Raw genomic sequence first — 19,918 nt, 5'->3', positions numbered from 1 at the left:
TAACCGGTCCGAGACACACGCTGTGCGCGGTAGACAACACCCCTGTCACATTTTGGGTGGCCGTGCCCAATGCGGTTCCTCACGGGCGGATCCTACGCTGACCAGAACTTCAGAACATTGTTCTTCCACTCGCTGCGCCCAGGAGGCCGGATGCTGGAGGTACACGATCTTACCGTTCGCTTCGGGGGCATCACGGCGCTGGACAGCGTGGGCTTCTCCGTGTGGAGCGGCGAGATGGTGGGACTCATCGGGCCGAACGGAGCCGGCAAGACCACGCTGTTCAACTGCCTGACGCGGCGATACGACGCCGACGCGGGAGAGGTCCGGTACGAGGAAGAGAACCTGCTGGCCGTACCGCCGCACGCGATCGCGGGGCTGGGCATCGCACGGACCTTCCAGAACCTCGGCCTGTTCGGGCACATGTCGGTGCGCGACAACATCCTGGTCGGCGCGCACCACACCGGAGGGGCCGGTTTCCTCACCGCGGCGCTGTGGCTGCCACGGGTCCGGCGCGAGGAGGCCCGGCTCCGCGCCGAGGCCGACAGCCTGCTGGAACGGCTGGCGCTGACCGAGGTCGCCGACCACCCCGCGGCGGGCCTGCCGTTCGGCACGCTCAAGCGGGTGGAGCTGGCTCGGGCGCTGGTCGGGCGCCCCAAGCTGCTGCTGCTGGACGAACCCGTCAACGGGCTCAACTCCGCCGAGGTCGAGGAGTTCTCCGGCACCCTTCGCGCGCTCCGCGAGGAGTTCGACGTGACGGTGGTCGTGGTCGAGCACCACATGGGCTTCGTCATGGGAATCTGCGACCGGGTCGTCTGCCTGGACTTCGGCCGCAAGATCGCCGAGGGGCCGCCCGCGGAGGTCCAGCGCGATCCCGGCGTCATGCGGGCATACCTGGGGACGGCCATATGAGCGAGAACGCCTTTCTGACGGTCACGGACCTGCGCGCCGGCTACGGAGGCGCCCGGGTGCTGCACGGTGTGAGCCTGGCCGTGGGCCAGGGGGAGATCTGCGCCATCCTCGGACCCAACGGGGCGGGCAAGACGACCCTGCTGCGGGCGCTCTCGGGCATGGTCCGGGTGCGCGGCGACGTCCGGCTCGACGGGGCCGACCTGTCCGGGCGCTCTCCGGACACGATCGCCCGGCAGGGCGTCGCGCACGTGCCCGAGGGGCGCGGCACGTTCATGCCGCTGACCGTCGAGGAGAACCTGCGCCTGGGGGCCTTCGTCCGCCGAGACCGCCGAAGCCTTCGGGGTCTTCGGGATCTCCGAGGTCGTCGGGGGGGCAGCGCGGTGGACGCCGACCTGGAGCGCGTCCACACCTACTTCCCGGTGCTGAAGACGCGGCTGAAGCAGGTGGCCGGCAGCCTCAGCGGCGGCGAGCAGCAGATGCTGGCGATCGGCCGGGCGCTCATGCTGCGGCCGCGGCTGCTCCTTCTGGACGAGCCGTCCCTCGGGCTCGCCCCCATGGTCACCCAGGAACTGTTCCGCATCGTGCGGGCGGTCAACGAAGAGGAGCGGACCACCGTGGTCGTCGTCGAGCAGAACGCCCATCTCGCTCTCAGTATCGCCCAGCAGGCGCATGTCCTGGAGAGTGGCCGGATCGTCCTGTCGGGATCGGCGGAGCAGATCCGGGCGGACGAACAGGTCGCCCAGTCCTACCTCGGATACCGGGTCTAGGCATGGCCGGCTTCCTGCAGGAGATCGTCGAGGGGCTCGGCGCGGGTGCGATCTACGCCAGCCTGGCCCTGGCTCTGGTGCTGATCTACCAGTTCACCGGGATCGTCAACTTCGCCCAGGGCGAGCTGGCGATGTTCTCCGCCTACATCGCCTGGCAGTTCATGGCCGCGGGCCTGCCGTTCTGGCTGGCCCTGGTCCTCACGCTGGCGGTCTCCTTCGTGGGCGGCATGCTGATCGAGCGGGTCGTCATCCGCCCCGTGGAAGGCGCCCCCGAACTGACCGTGGTGATCGTCACCGTGGGGCTGTTCATCTTTGTCAACGCCGCCGCCGGATGGATCTGGTCGTTCCTCATCAAGGACTTCCCCAATCCGTTCCCCGGCGGCGCGATCGAGGCCGGCGGGCTCAGCCTGGGGTACTCGACGCTGGGCATCATGGCCGTGGTCGGCGTGGTCATGGGCCTGCTGTACCTGCTCTTCCAGCACACCAAGGTCGGCCTGGGGATGCGCGCCGTGGCGAGCAACCCCTCCTCGGCCAGGCTCGTCGGCATCCGGGTGGGCTGGACGCTCGCGCTCGGCTGGGGGCTCGCCGCCACCGTCGGCGCGGTGTCGGGAATCCTGGTGGCCCCGCTGCTCTTCCTGGAGCCCAACATGATGGGCGGCGTCCTCATCTACGCCTTCGCCGCGGCGACCCTCGGAGGGTTCGACAGCCCGGTGGGCGCGGTGGTGGGCGGCCTGGTCGTCGGCGTCGCCGAGACCCTCGCCGGCGCGTACGTCGGCTTCATCGGATCCGACCTGAAGGTGGGCGTGCCATTGGTCATCATCCTCTTCATCCTGCTGTTGCGGCCCCAGGGCCTGTTCGGCCGAGCGGCGGTGGAGAGGGCATGAGCGGGCCTGCGGAGGTGACCGAGAAGGCCGCGCGGGCGGCCGCGCCCACCCGGGGCCGGTCCCTGGCGCGCGTCGCCACCGCGCGCCGGCAGTGGATCGTGATGGCGGTGCTGCTCGCGGTGGCCTGTTACGCGCCGTTCCAGCTCGTGCCCTTCCGCGTCTTCCAGCTCACCATGGTGCTGGTCTACGCGGTGGCGCTGCTCGGGCTGAACCTCCTCGTCGGCCACGCCGGGCAGATCTCCCTCGGGCACGGCGCCTTCTTCGCCGTCGGGGCCTACGGCTCCGCGATCATGATCGATCGGTGGGACACGCCGCATCTGGCGACCCTGCCGGTCGCCGCCGCGGTGGCGTTCGCGCTCGGCCTGGCGCTCGGCCTGCCCGCCATGCGCCTGCGCGGGCTCTACCTGGCCCTCGTGACACTGGCCATCGCGATCTTCCTCGTACCGCTGCTCAAGCGCTTCGAGGCGGTGACCGGCGGTTCCATGGGGCTGACCCTCGGCAAACCGGTCCCGCCGGCGTGGACGGGACTGGCCGAGGACCAGTGGCTGTACTTCCTGGCGCTGGCCGTGACCGTCGTCGCCTTCCTGCTGGCCCACGGCCTGCTGCGCTCGCGAGTCGGCCGGGCCCTGCACGCCGTCCGGGACAACGAGGCGGCGGCCGAGGTCATGGGCGTGCGGCTGTCGTTCTACAAGACGCTCGCCTTCGCCTGGAGCGCGATGTTCGCCGGGGCGGCGGGCTGCGTCTACACCTGGGTCATCGGGTTCGTCTCCCCGGACTCGTTCGCTCTCACGCTTTCGATCACCCTGCTGGCAAGCATCGTCGTCGGCGGCCTGGGCTCTTTTTCCGGCCCGCTGCTGGGCGGGCTGTTCATGATGTTCGTGCCGAGCATCTCCCAGGACGTCAACGACGCCGCGCCCGGCGTCATCTTCGGCTTGTTGATCATCGCGGTGATGTACGTCGCTCCGACCGGCCTCGCCGGGCTGGCGGGACGCATGACGCGCTCGATCACAAAAATTCTCCGGAAGGAGTAGGAAATGCGGGTATCTGCGATCGGCTGTACGGCGGTGACGGCAAGCTTGCTGGTCGCCTTGGCGGCTTGCGGGGGGCGAGAGGCCGCCGCGCCGAGCACGGCGGCGTCGGGGTCCGGGTCGGGGGAATGCCAGGGGCAGCAGACCACCGGCATCACGGACACGAGCATCAAGCTCGGCGGCATCTATCCGCTCTCCGGCCCCGCCTCCGCGTACGGCGACATCCCCAAGGGCATCAAGGCCTACTTCGATTACATCAACGCCGAGAAGAACGGGATCGGCGGCCGCAAGGTCGAGTTCGTGGTGCGCGACGACGGCTACCAGCCGCCCAAGGCCGTGGAAGAGGCCAGAAGGCTCGTCGAGCAGGAGCAGGTGTTCGCGCTCTTCCAGACGCTGGGCACACCCTCGACAACGGCGACCTGGGACTACACCAACCAGCAGAAGGTGCCGCAGGTTTTCGTCGCGACCGGCGCGTCGAAGTGGGGCTCCGACACGGCCCACCCGTGGACCATCGGCTGGCAGCCCAACTACATCTCCGAGGCCCGCGTCTACGCGCAGTACCTCAAGCAGGAGCGGCCCGACGCCAAGGTGGCGGTGCTCTACCAGAACGACGACTTCGGCAAGGACCTGCTCGGCGGCTTCAAGAAGGCCATCGAGGGCAGCAAGATCACGGTGGCCGCGGAGCAGAGTTACGAGGTCTCCGATCCGAGCGTGGACCCCCAGATGCGTAACCTCGCCGGGTCCAAGGCGGATGTTCTGCTCAACATCACGACGCCCAAGTTCGGCTCCCAGGCGCTGGCGGCCGACGCCAAGAACACGAGCTGGAATCCGCTGCACATCGTCAACAACGTCGCCGCCTCGATCACCGTCCTCAAGCCGGTCGGCTTCCCGAACGTGCAGGGCGTCGTGTCGTCCACGTACTACAAGGATCCCAACGATCCGAAGTGGAAGGACGACCCGGAGATGATGCTCTACTACGCGAAGATGAAGCAGTACGCGCCCGATGCCGATCCGACCGTTCCATACCACACCTTCGGATGGGCGGTGGCCAGCAGCTTCCACAAGGCGATGGAGGCGGCGAAGTGCCCGACCCGCGAGGGGCTGCGAGACGCCATGCGGGCGCTTCAGAACGTGCAGGTCGACATGCTGCTGCCGGGTGTGACGCTGAACACCGCGGCGGATGACGGCTTCCCCATCGAGTCCATGCAGCTCATGAAGTTCCAGGGCGAGCGGTGGGAGCTCTTCGGCGACGTGATCGACACCCGCAAGGAGTTCGGTCCGCTGACCAACTGACCGGAAGTCGTCAGGTCCTGATCGATCGCTCTCCCGGGAAGTCCCCGACCCCGCTTCGGCGCAGGGTCGGGGACTTCTCTGTACGGCCTCTGGTTCCTCTACGCATGACGCCTCCGGCGTGACCCGGCCGGGGTGGACGGCGTTGACCTCACGCGTCACCGATCAGTCGCCGAACTCGTTCTGCACCCCGCCGGGAATGAGCGATGAGATGTAGTGCTGGGGAAAATGATCCTCGACGGAATACACGGCCGGCAGCGAGCGGGCCAACTGGAATTTTCCGGCGACGAACGCCAGATTGGCCAGCAGTATCGTCGGCAGGCCCGAAGCCTGGGATGTGGGATGGACGTTTTCCTCCCACCTCCCCTCGGGGGACCGGTGGGCACGGCCCAGATATCCGAACAGGCCCGTCAGCGCGTTGCGAGACCGCGGAGCCCGATACTGATACTCGCGCCCGAAGTGCTGGAACGGTCCTGACACCGCGGGCGGGAGATGCGGAACCATATCGTCGTCGTAGACATACCGGATGACCTTCTCGCGGAGAAATTCATCACTCTGGCAGGCTTCGGCAAAATCGGGATTACCGATCATCGGCTGGCCGAAGGTGTAGACCGCCCTGAGCCGGTCGGCGAACGCCTCTCGATATTTGCGTTCGTGTCTCATCATGACGGCCATGAGCCCGGCCATCGCGCCACCCAGACTGTGCCCGGTGATGTAAAGCGCTTCAAGCTCGCCTTCCAGCATGGCGTCGGAGGACGAGACGCGGGCCGACCGGCGGTCGCAGGCGTACCGCAGGGTGCTCATGACCTCGTAGCGCGTCGCCCGCGTGTTGCGATAGAAGCCGCCGTGCACCGTGGGGCAGCCCTCGCCGATCTGGTAGGCGATCCGTTCCGGCTCAAGGTCGAGGTTCACCATCCAGTTGATGAGGTTCAACGGTTCCGTGCCCCTGTAGCACAGGATGGCGACTCTCCCGCTCTTGCTCTGGATCACGAATGCCGTCGAGCGAAGAAACAGCGCGTCAACGGACAACTGGATCATCCGGCACTGATTATCCTCAAGCCCCAGCCTCGCCATGATCATGGAGACGGTCTCCGGACCCGAATAGGCGTAGGCCGAACACGTCGCCATGACATGTGCGATCTCGGGATCCGGATGCGCTCCGGCGTGCAGTAGCCGCTCCTCCAGGTTCTTGTAAACGGGAAATCCCGATGTCTCGCGACGACCGAAGGGCCGGAGCTCCTCGTAGGTCGGAGCCCTCACCTCCCGGATCCGAGCTCCACCCGCCTCCTGGAATCGCCGCTCCGCCGGAACCGGTCGCTCGGACTGCCGAATGGTCCTCGCGGTACCCGTAGCGTCCACGTCGTGCGCCTTCCGGTCATGTGCGGGATGGCGCTCGCCAACTGGTCACGGTTGTGGCCGGGAACGGGGCAGCGGCCATCACCGGCAGCGTGAAGTTCCTCGAGGCCTGCTTGCCTAGCCCAATTTCCTCGTCGTCCCGGGACGAAACCCTTGCGTTCGCAAACTCGCCCGGATGCGAGGCCGGCTGGAGGGGCTCGCCGGTCGACTGCCAGCGGCACCCCTGACCCGTGGCCTCGTTAAGCTCCTCCTACGGTCAGTGACCTTGAAAGGAGTGGGCGTGTTCGTCCGGATCGCGGTCTTCTCGCTCGGTGGCACGATCGCCATGACTCCCGATGCCCAGGGGGGCGGCGTCCTGCCCACGCTGACGGGAGAGCAACTCCTGGCGGGCGTGCCCGGGCTCGCCGAGCTCGATGTCGAGATCAATGTGCGGGACTTCCGGCAGCTTCCCGGTGCTTACCTGGGCTTCGACGACCTCCGGAAGCTGGCGGACGCGATCGGCGACTGCGACGCGGACGGCGTCGTGGTCACCCAGGGAACCGACACGATCGAGGAGACGGCCTACCTCCTCGATCTGCTCTACCGTGGCCAGAGCCCGCTCGTGGTGACCGGGGCGATGCGCAACCCCAGCATGGCCGGAGCCGACGGCCCGGCCAACGTGCTCGCCGCGATCGAGGTCGCGGCCGATCCCGCCGCCCGCGGGCGCGGCTGCCTGGTGGTGTTCGCCGACGAGATCCACGCCGCCCGTCGGGTCCGCAAGACACACAGCACCAGCCTCACCACCTTCGCCTCTCCCAACGGGGGCGCGCTCGGCTACCTCGTCGAGGGCAGGGCGCGGTTTCTCTCCGCTCCGGGTGAGCGGGTCACCGTACGGCTCGCACCGGAGGTGGGCTTCCGCCGGGTCCCTCTCGTCACCGCGACGCTCGGCGACGACGGGGAGATCCTGCGGGCGGTCGCGGACCGCGCCGACGGGCTGGTGATCGCCGCGATGGGCGTCGGCCACGTGCCCGAGAGCTACCTTGAGGTGCTGACCGAGCTCGCCGGGCGCATGCCCGTTGTGCTCGCCTCCCGCACCGGCGCCGGATCCGTGCTCTCCCGCACCTATGGTTTCCCCGGTTCCGAGAGTGATCTCCTCGCCCGGGGACTGACGGGCGCGGGTTTCCTCCATCCGTACAAGGCGCGCATCCTGCTCATCGCCCTGCTGACCGCGGGAGCGTCGTGGGAGGAGATCGTCGAGACGTTCACCAGGGCGGGAGCCGTCCATGCGTAGCCACGTGGCGCTCCTGGACGCGGCCGGCCGCTGAGCGGACGGACCGGTACGGCGGGCGGCGAAGGGGCCGCCCGCGTATCCCCTTCCGTGGCCGCCCGGCCTGCTCTTTCCGTACGCCCCGTCGTGCCGTCCCCGTGTGCGGTGCCGGCATGACGGGCCCGGGGGTCAGCTCTTGGGCATCAGGACGGTGTCGATGATGTAGACGGTGGCGTTGCGGGTGGACACGTTTCCACAGAGCACGGCCGCGCCGTTGGCCTTGAAGTCCTCGCCCGATCCCGTGGTGGTCACCGTGCCGCCCTGCAGAGTGGTGAAGGAGCCGTTCGCGAGGTCGGCCGGAGTCTTGCGGCCCTGCACGACGTGGTAGGTGAGGATGTCGGTGAGGGTCTTCTTGTCGGCCAGAACCTTGTCGAGGGTCTCCTTGGGAATCTTGGCGAAGGCGTCGTTGGTGGGCGCGAAGACGGTGATGTCCTCGGCGCTGTTGAGCGTGTCGCCGAGCCCGGCCTTCTGCACCGCGGTGACCAGGGTGGAGAGCAGGGGGTTGTTGGAGGCGGCGGTGGCCACCGGGTCGTCGGCCATTCCCGTGAAGCTGCCCTCTCCGGAGGCCGGAACCGCCGAGCAGGCCGCGCCGAACGGCATGGCCGCGGACGACGCCGAGTCGGAGACCATCGGCGATTCGGTGCTCGGCGCGGGCGCGGCACTGCTCGCGGCCGGGGAGGCGGAGGTGTCGCCGCCACATGCCGCGGTCAACGACACGGCCACGGCGAGAAGGGGAAGGGTGAGAAAACGAGCCTTCATGATGATTTTTTCCTCTGTGTGATGGGACTGTGATGGGACGGAGTGCGGTCGGGAGGGGTCATAGGACGGTCACCAGGACCGAATGCCAGCCGGTGGCGCCGTCGGGGAACGGCGCCACCCGCGGCTGTGGCTGGGTGTGGCCGACTGCGTCGGTGGCGCGGACTTCCAGCCGGTGGTCGCCGGGGGTGGCCTGCCAGTCCAGGTGCCACTGGCGCCAGGTGTCCGGGTTGGGCGAGGGGGCCAGCCGCGCCTGCCGCCAGGGACCGCCGTCCACCCGGACCTCGACGGCGGCCACCCCGCGATGCTGGGCCCAGGCGGTCCCGGCGATGGTGGCGGGACCTGCGGCCAGCCGGGCGAAGGGCTTGGGCATCTCGATGCGGGAGGCGGTCTTGACGGGGGCGTGCTCGGCCCAGCCACGGCTGGTCCAGTAGGCGCGTTCGTCGGCGAAACGGGTGAGCTTGATCTCGGTCACCCACTTGGTGGCCGAGACGTATCCGTACAGGCCGGGAACGATCATGCGAGCCGGGAATCCGTGCGCCGGGGGCAGGGCTTCGCCGTTCATGCCGACGGCCAGCAGCGCGTCCCTGCCGTCCAGTACGGCCTGCACCGGGGTGCCGCAGGTCCAGCCATCCGCCGATCGCGACAGGATCTGGTCGGCGTCCGCTCGCACACCGGCCTGGCGGAGCAGATCGGCCAGGTCGACGCCGAGCCATCGCGCGTGGCCGACGTAGGGACCGCCGACCTCGTTGGACACGCACGTCATGGTGATGTCCCGCTCCACCAGCGGCCGCGCGAGGATGTCGTCGAAGGTCAGCTCGACCGGCCGGTCGACCAGGCCGTGGATGCGCAGCACCCAGTCCTGGTGCGGCACGCGGGGAACGACCAGGGCGGTGTCCACCCGGTAGAAGTCCTTGCTCGGGGTGGTGAAAGGCCCCAGGCCCGGAAGGTGCAGGTCACTGCCCACGGGCAGCGGCGGCGCGGGATCGGACGGCCGGGGCAGCACCAGGCGTACTCCGGCGGCGGCGGTGTCCCGGGTGGCGCTCACCACCCGCCCCAGGCCGCCGGCGACGGCGGCGAAGCCCAACACCGTGGCGGCGGTTCGCAACAGCTCCCGCCGATCGGTCACCGGGCCGGCCGCGAGTGCGGGACGGTCAGGGCCGGAGGGGGCGGGGCGGTCGGCGTCCAGGTGCGGGGCGAAGGTACGGAGCCAGGCGCGGTGCATCAGGTGCAGCGCCGACGCCCCGACGGCGGCGGCCAGCAAGGAGGGCAGCACGTCGAGAGGCGCCGAGCCGGGCCGTGACAGCGCCGCCACCGCGGCGACCAGGCCAAGGGAGATCAGCCCACCGCCGGCCAGACGGGGATACCGGCGCGCGGCCAGGCCGATGGCCGCCGCGAACGCGGCCACCACGATCACCAGGACCAGCAGCAGGACGTTCTTGTCGTTGCCGCCGAAGGTGCGGATCGCAAAATCCTTCAGCCACGCGGGGGTGAGATCGATGAAGGCCGAACCCACCGCCAGAAGCGGGCCGGTCTGCGGCTTCGACAGGGCCGCCGCCAGTTCGGCGGCGCCCAGGGCCGCCCCCGCCGCGAGCAGCCCGCAGGTTGCTGCCGCGAGGCTGGATTTGGCTGGCTTCTTGACGGTCACATCGGAGTTTCGGAGCCGCGGCGCAAAAGGATTGGCCGCGACCCTGGGTTTTCCTCACCACCGCTTTGAGGAACGAGGCGTCAGTGCGTCGGCCGCGAGCGGGGTCCGCGTTTGTCGGGTGAGGAGGCGGGCTTCGTGTCGCGGCGGTTGGCGTACACGCTTGTGATCGTGACGGTGATCAGGACCACGACGATGACTCCCAGCGAGACCGGAGTGGGAATCTCCGGCAGCCACGCCCAGACATCGTGCGCCCAGTGCAGGACGAGCTTGATCCCGATGAAGGCCAGGATGACGCCGAGTCCGTGGTTCAGGTGCCGCAGTTTTGTCAGGACGCCCAACAGCACGAAGTAGAGCGCCCGCAGGCCCAGCAGGGCGAAGACGTTGGTGGAGAAGACGATGAAGGGGTCCTCGGTCACGCCGTACACCGCGGGCACCGAGTCGACGGCGAAGACGATGTCGGTGGCGAAGACGGCCACGATGGCCAGCGCCAGCGGGGTCAGAGCGCGGCGGTCGCCCTCGCGAACGACCAGGTGGGAGCCGTGATATTCGTTGGTGACCGGCATGAGGCGCCGCAGTAGCCGGATCGTGCGCATGGAGGAGATGTCGACCTCCTGCTCCTTCCCGCTCAGCGCGTCCTTGAGGATCTTCCAGGCGGTGACGATCAGTATCCCGCCGAACAGCAGGAACGCCCACGTGCCGCTCTGCAGAACGGCCGCCCCCAGGGCGATGAAGATCGCGCGCAGCACCAGTGCCCCGACGATGCCGTACAGCAGGACCCGTTGGGCCAGCGCGGTCGGGACCGCGAAGGCGGACAGCAGCAGCATGAACACGAACAGGTTGTCCACCGACAGTGACTTCTCCACCACGTAGCCGGTGAAGAACTCCATCGCCACACCGGACCCGAAGACCCCCCATACGTAGACGCCGAAGATCAGAGGCAGCGCCAGGTAGAAGACCGACCAGCCCACCGCCTCGCGCATCCGCACCTCGTGCGGGCGCCGTGTCAGCATGAAGTCCACGGCCAGCAGCACCATCAGAGCGGCCACAGTGATCGTCCACAGTTTCGGCGAGCCGATCGTCTCAAGCTCGGCTACCGACTGGACTGCCTCGGCGGACATGGAACCTCCTCGAACGCACCAGGCTGTTCGAGGTCTCCTTCGCCCGCGCCTGCGGGCGGCCGCCCGGGGACGTTTCGAAACGTCCGTCCTGACCGGATCGGCTCTTGGGAAGTACTCCCCCCGTCGTCCCAGGTTAGGCCGCCCCCTGGGTGGCGCGCCACCCAGGGGGGCGGTTGGCCGGAGGCGGTCATGGGCATTTGACTGGGGCTTGAGCTGCACGGATAGTGGAATCAATGCGGAGGGGAGTACCCACCGTCCGACACCCCGATCGTCATCACGGTCCCCGAGCACAGGGAGACCCGGCGGGGTGGCCCTCGTGCGACACGGGGGTGTGGGAAGACCTTCGTCCTCGTGGTCACGTGTTCACAACGAGGTCGGGGGAGGGTTCGATGTCGACCACCGCGCTTCTCGAAATTCTGCTGGGCGTCCTGTTGACGATCTCCGCGATCGTCACCGCCGCCGTCCTGTGGCCGGGTAGGCCCCGGCCTCGGCCGCCGTCCACCTTCGAACCGCCTTCTCCGTGTCGCCCGCCGCCGACCGACACGAGGCCCCGGAGCGCGGCCGGTCGGAAAGATCACCCCGGTCATCGACCGCGGTGATCCGTTCGAGGGCGTTCCGGCGACCCTCGGACATCAGAAGCCCCAGGGAAAGTCGTCATCGCCATCCGAGCGGCAGCGGTCACGCATCCGGCGGCCCGACTATGATTCGCTTGTCCAAAAGGGGTAGATATGGGCTCGTTGTTCTAGTGCGGGAGACGCCGCCGGAGCGCGGAAGGAGGCGGTCATGGTGATCATCAGCCGATTGCCCATGTCACCGGGAAGCTTGAAATGCACACGGTGGAGTCGCATGGGCCGGGGCACGTGCATCACCGTCGGGGCCGAAGGCCATCCGGCCGCTCCCGTCGCCTCCGTCCCCCTGGCCGCCCCGGCACGGCAGGGTACGCGCACCGGCGCGCCGCGCCGGTGCGCCGCATGAGCGCCGATGCCCGGTCGGACGAGGTTCCGGCCGCATACGGTCAGGAGGGAGCGGACCCGCGTCGCTGGAAGGCGCTGACCGTCTGCCTGGTCGCCGGCTTCATGACGTTGCTGGACGTCAGCATCGTCAACGTGGCGCTTCCCACCATCCGTACCGGTCTGGACGCCCCGCAGAGCACGCTGCAGTGGGTGGTGTCTGGATACGCCCTCGCCTTCGGGCTGGTGCTGGTGCCCGCCGGGCGGTTCGGCGACATGTACGGCCGGCGCAACGCGTTCGTCTTCGGCGTCGTCCTCTTCACCCTGGCCAGCGCGGCGGCCGGAGTCGCCCAGGACCCGACCTGGCTGGTCATCGCGCGCCTCGTCCAGGGGGTGGCGGGCGGAATCATCAATCCGCAGGTCAGCGGCCTGATCCAGCAGCTTTTCCGGGGCTCGGAGCGAGGCCGGGCGTTCGGGCTGCTGGGCGCCACCATCGGCATATCGACCGCGATCGGCCCGCTGCTCGGCGGGCTGCTCATCTATCTCGGCGGCGATCACGACGGGTGGCGCCTCGTCTTCTACGTCAACGTGCCGATCGGCATCCTGGCCGTGGTCCTGGCATACCGCTACATCCCGCTGCTGAAGCCGGGAGAACGACGTCGGGAGAGCATCGACCCCGTGGGAGTGCTGCTGCTCGCCATCGGCGTCGTGCTGATCCTGCTGCCGCTCGTGGAGGGCCAGCAGTGGCAGAGCCCCGAGAGATGGCTACTGCCGCCCGCCGGGCTCATCGTGATCGCCGGCTTCGTGGCCTGGGAGCGCCGGTACGGGCGGCGTAGCCAGCCGGTCGTCGACCTGTCCCTGTTCGGCAGGCGCTCCTACGCCCTCGGCGCCCTGCTCGCGGCGCTCTACTTCGCCGGCTTCACCGCGATCTTCTTCATTCTCACCCTGTACCTGCAGAACGGCCTGCACTACTCGGCCCTGACCGCGGGTCTGGCGACCACGCCGTTCGCCGTGGGATCGGCCGTGACCTCCGTACTGGGCGGACGGATCGTCACCCGGTTCGGACGCCCGCTGGTGGTCGGCGGGCTGGTGCTGGTCGCGGTCGCCCTGGGCGTCACCGAGCTCATGGTGCGGCTCGTCCCCGGCCACCAGGTGGCCTGGGCGATCGCGGTGCCGCTCCTCGCCGCCGGTCTGGGCAGCGGCCTGGTGATCTCCCCGAACCAGACGCTGACCCTGTCCGAGGTGCCGGTCGTCAGAGCCGGCGCCGCCGGCGGCGTGCTGCAGACGGGGCAGCGGGTCGGCTCCGCCATAGGCATCGCGGTGGTCGGCTCGGTGTTCTTCGGGGCCGCCTCGTCGAACGGGGACTATTCCCTGGCGTTCCGGCACGGGCTCCTGCTCACCATCGCCTTCGTGCTGGTCGCACTGGCCGTCGCCATCGCCGACGTGGTCGCCGACCGCGGGGTCGCGCGCCGGCTCGCCCGCCGCTGAGCGAGCGATCACCGGAGCCGCCCGCCGTACCCGTCCGGGCGGGAGGCCGCTTCCGGAAGTCGCTCAGCGCCGTGACGCCGCGTATCGCGGTGATCGCCCCTGCGTCCGCGCCGGGGCGATCACCGCCGAGGTCACCTCAGCGCGGGCGCGGCCACCTTGGGGAGCACGCCCTCGCCGAACCAGTACGCCTCCTCCAGGTGGGGATAGCCCGACAGGACAAACTCCTCGATGCCGAGCGCGGCGTACTCCTCGATCCGCTCGGCGACCTGGGAGTGGCTGCCGACCAGCGCCGTGCCGGCGCCGCCGCGTACGAGGCCGACCCCGGCCCAGAGGTTCGGGTAGATCTCCAGGTCGCGGGCCGTACCGCCGGCGAAACCCTCGTGCAGCTCCAGCATCCGCTTCTGGCCGACCGACTCGCTGCGGCCCAGCAGTTTCCTGGCCGACACGATGTCCGCCGGGTCGATCGCGGACAGCAGCCGCTCCGCCTCCGCCCAGGCGTCCCGCTCGGTGTCACGGGTGATCACGTGCAGCCGGATGCCGAACCGGATCTTGCGTCCTCTCTCCTCGGCCAGCTCGCGGATCCACTTGATCTTCTCGGCCACCTGGTCCGGGGGCTCGCCCCAGGTGAGGTAGACGTCCACGTGCTTGGCCGCGACCGGTCCCGCGGCCTGCGAGGAGCCGCCGAAGTAGATCTCCGGGACGGGATCGGGCACCTCCGAGACCATCGCGCCGTCGACCTGGTAGTGCTTGCCGTCGAAGTCGTACGGTGTGCCGCTCCACGCGCCGCGCACGATCGACAGGAACTCGTCCGTCCGCGCGTAACGCTCGTCCTTGGAGAGGTGATCACCGAATCTGGCCTGCTCGACCGTCTCCCCGCCGGTCACCACGTTGAGCAGGAGCCTGCCGCGCGAGAGCCGCTGGTAGGTGGCGGCCATCTGCGCGGCCAGGGTCGGCGACATGAAGCCAGGCCGGAAGGCGACGAGAAACTTCAGCCGCTCCGTCTCGCGGGTCAGCGCGGCGGTGACCAGCCAGGCGTCCTCGCACCAGGTGCCGGTCGGGGTGAGGACGGCCTCGAAGCCGAGCTGTTCGGCGGAGCGGGCGATCTGCGCCAGGTATTCGATGTCCGGCGGGCGGAACGGGGCAGCGTCGGAGCGGCCGTGCCCTCTCCTGAGGCCGTGGCCGCCCCCCGTGAGGACCCGGCTGTCGCCGGCGGTGGGCAGGAACCAGTGGAACTTCATCGAATACCTCCAATACGGGTAATCCCCGGTCCGCAGCGCGGGGGACGCGTCACGAGGGGTTATCTAAACTGGCGTCGAAGCGGGTGTCGACCACGTCTGCGATCTTGACGGGAACGGGGATGAGCTTGGCCTCGCTGAACGCGTCGGCCACGAGCTGCTCGCGGGCGACGGTGTCCCCGGCGAGCTTGAGGTCCTTGAACTGGCTGCGCTTGACCGACGCGGAGACGATCGCCTGGTCCAGGCCCGTGAGCTGGGAGAAGACCTTCGCCCACTCGTCCTGGTGGCCGTTGGCCCACTGGTGGGCCTTGCGGATGCGCGTCACCCAGTCACCCAGCGCCGCCGAGCGGGCCTGGTCGGCGAGGGCGTCCTGGCCGGCGATCTGGAACTCGAATCCGTTGACGTAGTTCGCACCGTCGACCAGGATGTGCGCCTTGGTCTGGGCCTCGGCCTGGGCGGTGTAGGGATCCCAGATGGCCCAGGCGTCGATCTTCCCCGAGGAGAGCGCGGCCAGGGCGTCCGGCGGCTGGAGATACTGCGGCTGGATGTCGGTGAAGCTCAGCCCCTCCTTCTTGAGCACGGCCAGCAGGTGGAAGTTGGCGGAGCTGCCCTTGGCCACGGCGACGCGCTTGCCGCGCAGGTCGGCGGGGGTCTTGATCGGCGAGTCCGGCGGGACGACGATGGCCTGGCCGCCGACGCCCTTCTCCGCGACCGCGACGATGGAGATCTTCGACCCCGCGGCCGCGGCGAAGACCGGCGGGGCGTTGCCGACCGCGCCGAAGTCCAGGGAGCCGGCGTTGATGGCCTCCAGGATCGGCGGCCCGGAGGTGAACTGGGCCCAGGTGACCTTGTACTTGACGTCCTTGAGCTGGCCGGCGGCGGTGAGGAGTGCCTGCAGCCCCGTGCCCTTCTGGTCCCCGACGCGGAGCGTCACCTGGGAGAGGTCGACCGAGCCGTCCGCGCGTACGGCCTGCTCTTCCGTGCCGCCGCAGGCGGCCGTGACGGTGAGAAGTAAGGCGGCGATCAGGGTGGTGACGACACGGCGGTTCACGTGGTTCCCTCCAGGGTGACGCCGAGCCTGGTGAGCAGGGTCGAGCGCAGGGCGATGAGGTCGCGATGATCGCGATGGCGAGGCCGGGGCAGGTCCACCCTGGACTCATGGGCGATCACGCCCCGGTCGAGGACGAGGACGCGGTCGGCCAGGAGCATGGCCTCGTCCACGTCGTGGGTGACGAGCAGGATGCCGGGCCCGTGCCGTCCCCACAGGTCGAGCACGAGCCGGTGGATGGTGATGCGGGTCAGCGCGTCCAGGGCGCTGAACGGCTCGTCCAGCAGGAGCAGGTCTGGCTCGCGGACCAGGGCCCTGGCCAGGGAGGCCCGCTGGGCCTCTCCCCCGGACAGGGTGAGCGGCCAGGCACCGTGCAGCTCGCCGAGCCCGACCTCCTCCAGCGCCGCCAGCGCGGCGGCGCGCGGGTCGGGGGCCTGGAGTCCGAGCGCGACGTTGGCGAGGATCCGCTTCCACGGCACCAGGCGGGGTTCCTGGAAGGCGACGGCGACGGTGCCCTCCACCTCGACCTCGCCCTTCGCCCCGGGGTCGAGCCCCGCGAGCACCCGCAGCAGCGTGGACTTGCCCGAGCCGCTCCGGCCGAGCAGCGCGACGAACTCACCCCGGCGGATCTCCAGGTCGACGCCGTCGAGAACCCGCCGCTCGCCGAAGGTCCGGGTGAGGCCGTTCACCCTCACCGTCGGCTCCGGGATCGCGGCCCTGCTGGAATCCCTGGGCGTGGCGGTCTCGGAACCCGAGGTGGCCGTCTCCAGGTCCGAGGTCACGATGACAGGAAGCTCTGTCGCCACGACAGGGCCCTCCTCTCCAGTAGGCGCACCAGCGAGTCGGTGAGCAGGCCGAAGATCGCGTAGACGATGAGGCCGACGACGATCACATCGGTGCGCAGGAATTCACGGGCGTCGTTGATCATGTAGCCGAGACCCGCGTCCGCGTTGATCTGTTCGGCCACGATCAGTGCCAGCCAGGCGACGCCCAGGCTCTGCCGCAGGCCGACGAGGGTCTGGGGCAGCGCGCCGGGCAGCACGATATGGGCGATCATCGCCGAGCGGCGCAGCCGCAGCACCTGGGCCAGCTCTCCGAGCTTGCCGTCCACGCCGCGGATCCCGGCGAACGTGTTGAGATAGAGCGGGAAGACCACGCCGAGGGCGACCAGCGCGACCTTCGGCGTCTCGCCGATCCCGAACCAGAGGATGAACAGCGGGATCAGGCCGAACAGCGGCAGTGCCCGCAGCATCTGCAGGAGCGGGTCCACCGTGTTCTCCCCCACCCGGCTGAGCCCGGCGATGAGTGCCAGGCCTATTCCGGCCAGTGCGCCGAGGGTGAAGCCGATCGCCGCGCGCTGCAGCGAGACCACGATCGCCTCGGGCAGGACGCCCGTCTGGATCAGGTCGGTGGCGGTGGTGACGATCTTGACGGGTGAGGCGAGGAGACGTTCGGGGAGCAGGCCGGTACTGCTGGCGATCTGCCAGAGCACAACGATGACCAGCGGGCTGAGCAGGCGTTTCCAGGCGGCGGCGAACGGCCGGGGAACGCGTGGCTGCGCCCGTACGGCCCGGCGCCGCACCCCCACGTCGACGACGGGAGCGGACACGAGAGACCTCATTCACGGCTGGAGACTGGGTCTCGCCCATCTTCAGATATATAACCTACAAAGTCAATCGGTAATACATGTTATTCGGGTCGTCGCCTGCCCACCGGCGCCGCCGCCTTCATCACCGGGCACGCCCGAGGTGCCGGACGGCCGGCGGCCACCGCCCGGTTCCCTCGCCGGATGCCCTGCCCGAATGGGGCCGCCCCTGGCCGCCGTGCCCGATCCTGCCGGACGGGGCACGGCGACGTCGGGACCCGTCCGGCAGGACATGCCCCGAGCGATCAGCTCCTCCGCCACTCCTCCGCGAGGAGCTCGAAGGAGCGGACCCGGTCCGCGTGGTCGTGGGTGATGGTGGTGACGAGCAGCTCGTCGGCGCCGGTGGCGTCGCGCAGGACGCGCAACTTCTCGGCCACCGTCCGCGGCGAGCCGACGAACTGGGTGTCCAGCCGGTCGGCCACCAGGGTGCGGTCCTCCTCGGTCCACTCGTGGGCGGCGGCCTCCTCCGGCGTCGGGAACGGCATCGCGCCCGCGCCGGTGCGGATGCTGCGCACCCACAGCCCGTACGGCGAGGCGAGCTCGCGGGCCGTGTCCTCGTCCTCGGCCACGACCACGTCGGCGGAGACGATCAGGTGGGGCGAGGCCAGGGTCTTCGAGGGCTTGAAGGCCGCCCGGTAGGCGTCGGCCGCCTCCAGCACGGTGGACGGGCTGACGTGGTAGTTCGCGGCGAACGGCAGCCCGCGCTCCCCCGCCACCTGCGCGCTCTGCCCGCCGCTGCTGCCCAGCACCCACAGCTCCAGGTTCGCGCCCTCGCCCGGTACGGCATGCGCGGCCAGCCCCTCGGCGGACCGGTAGGTCCCGGCCAGCAGCGCGACGATGTCGTCCACCTGATCGGCGAAGTCGGGGCTCTCCGCACCCGGCTGCTGCAGCAGCGAGCCGTACAGCGCGAAGAGCGGCGACGCGGCGAGCGCGGCGAAGGAGAACCCCTCCGGGATGAGCAGTCCATCCACGACCCTGGCGGGCTTGGGCGGCGGCGGGGTCTTCTTCGCGAGCTCCGCGAGCTCGGTCCTGCGCTGGCCCGACCGGCCGAGGCCGAGGTCGATACGGCCCGGATACAGGGCGTCGATCAGGCCGAACTGCTCGACGACGGCCAGCGCGGTCTGGTGCCCGAGCTGCACGGCCCCCGCGCCGACCCTGATCGTGCTGGTCGCCGCGGCCACCAGGGCGATCAGCACGGAGGGGGCCGCGCTCGCGACGCCGGGGGCGAAGTGGTGCTCGGCCACCCAGTAGCGGTGGTAGCCGAACGCCTCCGCGCGCCTGGCCAGGTCCAGGGTGTTGCGCAGCGCGTCGCCGGCCGTGCCCCCGGAGGGGATGGGTGCCAGATCCAGGATCGACAGGGATGTCATGACTGCCTCCCGTGCTGCGCGTTCGCGGGCCGCGGGCTCGCGGGCTGCGGGTCCCCGGGGCGGGGAAAGGGCCTGCTGGGAATCTCCCGGCGCAGTACGGGGGCGATCTCGGCCTGGAAGAGCTCGAGCCCGGCCCGGTGCTGCTTGTCGGTCAGGCCGTCCGCGTCGGCCTGCAGGTGCATGACCTCGTGCCCGAACGCCGCGTGATAACGGTGAACCTTGTCGATGATCTGCTGTGGGCTGCCGACCAGGATCGAGCTGCGCTCGATCGCGTCCTCCAGCGTGTGGAAGACGGGGGTCACGCCGACCTTCCTGAACAGCTCCAGCCGGGCGTTGAAGATCGGCCGGTAGGTCTCGATCGCCTCCTGCGAGGTCCTGGCGGTGTAGAAGCCCGCGCTGCCCGCGCCGACCAGGGCGTCCGCCGGGTCGTGGCCGTAGAACTCCCAGCGTTCCCGGTAGTGGCGGATCAGCTCGGCGTAGGGCTCGATCGGGTTGCTGACGTTGGCGGAGAAGAGCGGGTCACCGTACTGCGCGGCGAGGTCCACCGAATCCCTGCTGGTGGCGCTGCCGTGCCAGACGCGGATCGGCTGCTGCAGCGGGCGCGGCCAGGTCTCGGCCTCGTCCAGGGAGGGCCGGAACCTACCGGACCAGGTCACCTTGTCCTCCCGCCACAGGCGGCGGAACAGCTCGTAGCCCTCCCGGTTGCGGTCCCACTGGTCCTCGGCGGTCACGTGGAAGAGCTGGGCCTGCGCGGCGCCGTTCCCCTTGCCGATGATCAGCTCCAGGCGGCCGTCGGACAGGTGGTCGAGGGTGGCGTAGTCCTCGTAGGCGCGGACCGGGTCGAGCAGGCTCAGCGTGGTGACCGCGGTGAACAGCTTGATCGTGGACGTCCTGGCGGCGATGTGGCTCAGCACGACCGGCGGGGAGGAGGAGATGAACGGGCGCTCGTGCCGCTCTCCGACGCCGTAGCCGTCAAAGCCGAGCTCCTCGGCCAGGACCGCGTTCTCCACGACCTCGCGCAGGCGCGCGTTGGTGGACTTCAGCTCACCGGTGATCGGGTTCGGCCCGTGCACGATAAGGGTGATGGCAAGGAATTTCATCGAACCTCCTTGAGCGTGGAGAC

At 69.7% G+C, this 19,918-nt stretch carries 17 protein-coding genes; 7 read left to right on the top strand and 10 right to left on the bottom strand.

Annotated features, from left to right (window positions below; genetic code table 11):
• The first annotated feature begins 150 nt into the window (after window positions 1-150).
• Genes CHC08_RS03390 through CHC08_RS03370 form a run of 5 tightly spaced genes read left to right on the top strand, consistent with a single transcriptional unit; the run spans window position 151 to window position 4,881 of the window.
• Window positions 151-909, top strand: a complete 759-nt coding sequence (locus CHC08_RS03390) for an ABC transporter ATP-binding protein (protein ID WP_089205655.1) — start codon at window positions 151-153, stop codon at window positions 907-909.
• Complete coding sequence (locus CHC08_RS03385) at window positions 906-1,676, top strand: ABC transporter ATP-binding protein (protein ID WP_089205654.1); 771 nt, start codon at window positions 906-908, stop codon at window positions 1,674-1,676. Before CHC08_RS03390 ends, CHC08_RS03385 begins: the two co-directional genes overlap by 4 nt.
• Window positions 1,677-1,678: 2 nt before the next feature.
• The gene (locus tag CHC08_RS03380) at window positions 1,679-2,560 is read left to right on the top strand and encodes a branched-chain amino acid ABC transporter permease (RefSeq protein WP_089205653.1); all 882 of its coding nucleotides are present in this window, start codon (window positions 1,679-1,681) and stop codon (window positions 2,558-2,560) included.
• The gene (locus CHC08_RS03375) at window positions 2,557-3,591 is read left to right on the top strand and encodes a branched-chain amino acid ABC transporter permease (RefSeq protein WP_218825101.1); all 1,035 of its coding nucleotides are present in this window, start codon (window positions 2,557-2,559) and stop codon (window positions 3,589-3,591) included. The genes CHC08_RS03380 and CHC08_RS03375 overlap by 4 nt, the downstream gene beginning before the upstream one ends.
• A gap of 3 nt (window positions 3,592-3,594) precedes the next feature.
• Window positions 3,595-4,881 (top strand): ABC transporter substrate-binding protein, encoded by a 1,287-nt coding sequence (locus tag CHC08_RS03370; RefSeq protein ID WP_089205652.1) that lies wholly within the window; start codon window positions 3,595-3,597, stop codon window positions 4,879-4,881.
• Window positions 4,882-5,043: 162 nt separating this feature from the next.
• Here CHC08_RS03370 and CHC08_RS03365 read toward each other — a convergent pair whose 3' ends face one another.
• Entirely contained in the window at window positions 5,044-5,916 is an 873-nt protein-coding gene (locus CHC08_RS03365; protein ID WP_179281860.1) for a lipase family protein, read from the bottom strand.
• 598 nt (window positions 5,917-6,514) lie between these two features.
• Here CHC08_RS03365 and CHC08_RS03360 point away from each other — a divergent pair.
• Window positions 6,515-7,504, top strand: coding sequence for an asparaginase (locus CHC08_RS03360; protein ID WP_245878095.1), 990 nt, complete (start codon window positions 6,515-6,517; stop codon window positions 7,502-7,504).
• Window positions 7,505-7,669: 165 nt separating this feature from the next.
• On the opposite strand, the gene CHC08_RS03355 is transcribed toward CHC08_RS03360, so the two are convergent.
• The 3 genes from CHC08_RS03355 to CHC08_RS03345 all read right to left on the bottom strand — a co-directional run bounded on the left by CHC08_RS03355 (window position 7,670) and on the right by CHC08_RS03345 (window position 11,062).
• Window positions 7,670-8,299 carry a fasciclin domain-containing protein gene (locus CHC08_RS03355; RefSeq protein ID WP_089205649.1) on the bottom strand — a complete coding sequence of 210 codons (630 nt, stop codon included), beginning with the start codon at window positions 8,297-8,299 and terminating at the stop codon, window positions 7,670-7,672.
• A 58-nt stretch (window positions 8,300-8,357) separates the two neighbouring features.
• Window positions 8,358-9,944: a molybdopterin-dependent oxidoreductase gene (locus CHC08_RS03350; protein WP_089205648.1), complete on the bottom strand. Its 1,587-nt coding sequence runs from the start codon at window positions 9,942-9,944 to the stop codon at window positions 8,358-8,360.
• 80 nt (window positions 9,945-10,024) lie between these two features.
• On the bottom strand, window positions 10,025-11,062 hold the full coding sequence (locus CHC08_RS03345) for a TerC family protein (RefSeq protein WP_089205647.1): 1,038 nt from the start codon (window positions 11,060-11,062) through the stop codon (window positions 10,025-10,027).
• A gap of 971 nt (window positions 11,063-12,033) precedes the next feature.
• Between CHC08_RS03345 and CHC08_RS03335 the strand changes: the two genes are divergently transcribed.
• Window positions 12,034-13,500, top strand: coding sequence for an MFS transporter (locus tag CHC08_RS03335; protein WP_089205645.1), 1,467 nt, complete (start codon window positions 12,034-12,036; stop codon window positions 13,498-13,500).
• Window positions 13,501-13,631: 131 nt separating this feature from the next.
• Here CHC08_RS03335 and CHC08_RS03330 read toward each other — a convergent pair whose 3' ends face one another.
• The 6 genes from CHC08_RS03330 to CHC08_RS03305 form a co-directional block, all read right to left on the bottom strand.
• Window positions 13,632-14,738, bottom strand: a complete 1,107-nt coding sequence (locus CHC08_RS03330) for an LLM class flavin-dependent oxidoreductase (protein ID WP_089205644.1) — start codon at window positions 14,736-14,738, stop codon at window positions 13,632-13,634.
• Window positions 14,739-14,787: 49 nt separating this feature from the next.
• Window positions 14,788-15,786, bottom strand: coding sequence for an ABC transporter substrate-binding protein (locus CHC08_RS03325; RefSeq protein WP_089205643.1), 999 nt, complete (start codon window positions 15,784-15,786; stop codon window positions 14,788-14,790).
• On the bottom strand, window positions 15,783-16,493 hold the full coding sequence (locus CHC08_RS03320) for an ABC transporter ATP-binding protein (RefSeq protein WP_218825108.1): 711 nt from the start codon (window positions 16,491-16,493) through the stop codon (window positions 15,783-15,785). Before CHC08_RS03320 ends, CHC08_RS03325 begins: the two co-directional genes overlap by 4 nt.
• A gap of 68 nt (window positions 16,494-16,561) precedes the next feature.
• The gene (locus CHC08_RS03315) at window positions 16,562-17,392 is read right to left on the bottom strand and encodes an ABC transporter permease (protein ID WP_245878094.1); all 831 of its coding nucleotides are present in this window, start codon (window positions 17,390-17,392) and stop codon (window positions 16,562-16,564) included.
• Between the two features lie 281 nt (window positions 17,393-17,673).
• On the bottom strand, window positions 17,674-18,795 hold the full coding sequence (locus tag CHC08_RS03310) for an LLM class flavin-dependent oxidoreductase (protein ID WP_089205641.1): 1,122 nt from the start codon (window positions 18,793-18,795) through the stop codon (window positions 17,674-17,676).
• Window positions 18,792-19,895, bottom strand: a complete 1,104-nt coding sequence (locus CHC08_RS03305) for an LLM class flavin-dependent oxidoreductase (RefSeq protein ID WP_089205640.1) — start codon at window positions 19,893-19,895, stop codon at window positions 18,792-18,794. Before CHC08_RS03305 ends, CHC08_RS03310 begins: the two co-directional genes overlap by 4 nt.
• Window positions 19,896-19,918: the final 23 nt, after the last annotated feature.

Origin of the sequence: Streptosporangium subroseum (assembly GCF_900188345.1) — a bacterium.
GTDB lineage: Bacteria > Actinomycetota > Actinomycetes > Streptosporangiales > Streptosporangiaceae > Streptosporangium > Streptosporangium subroseum.
The sequence above is the reverse complement of the archived record's forward strand: the minus strand, read 5'-3'. Positions and strand labels throughout refer to the sequence as shown.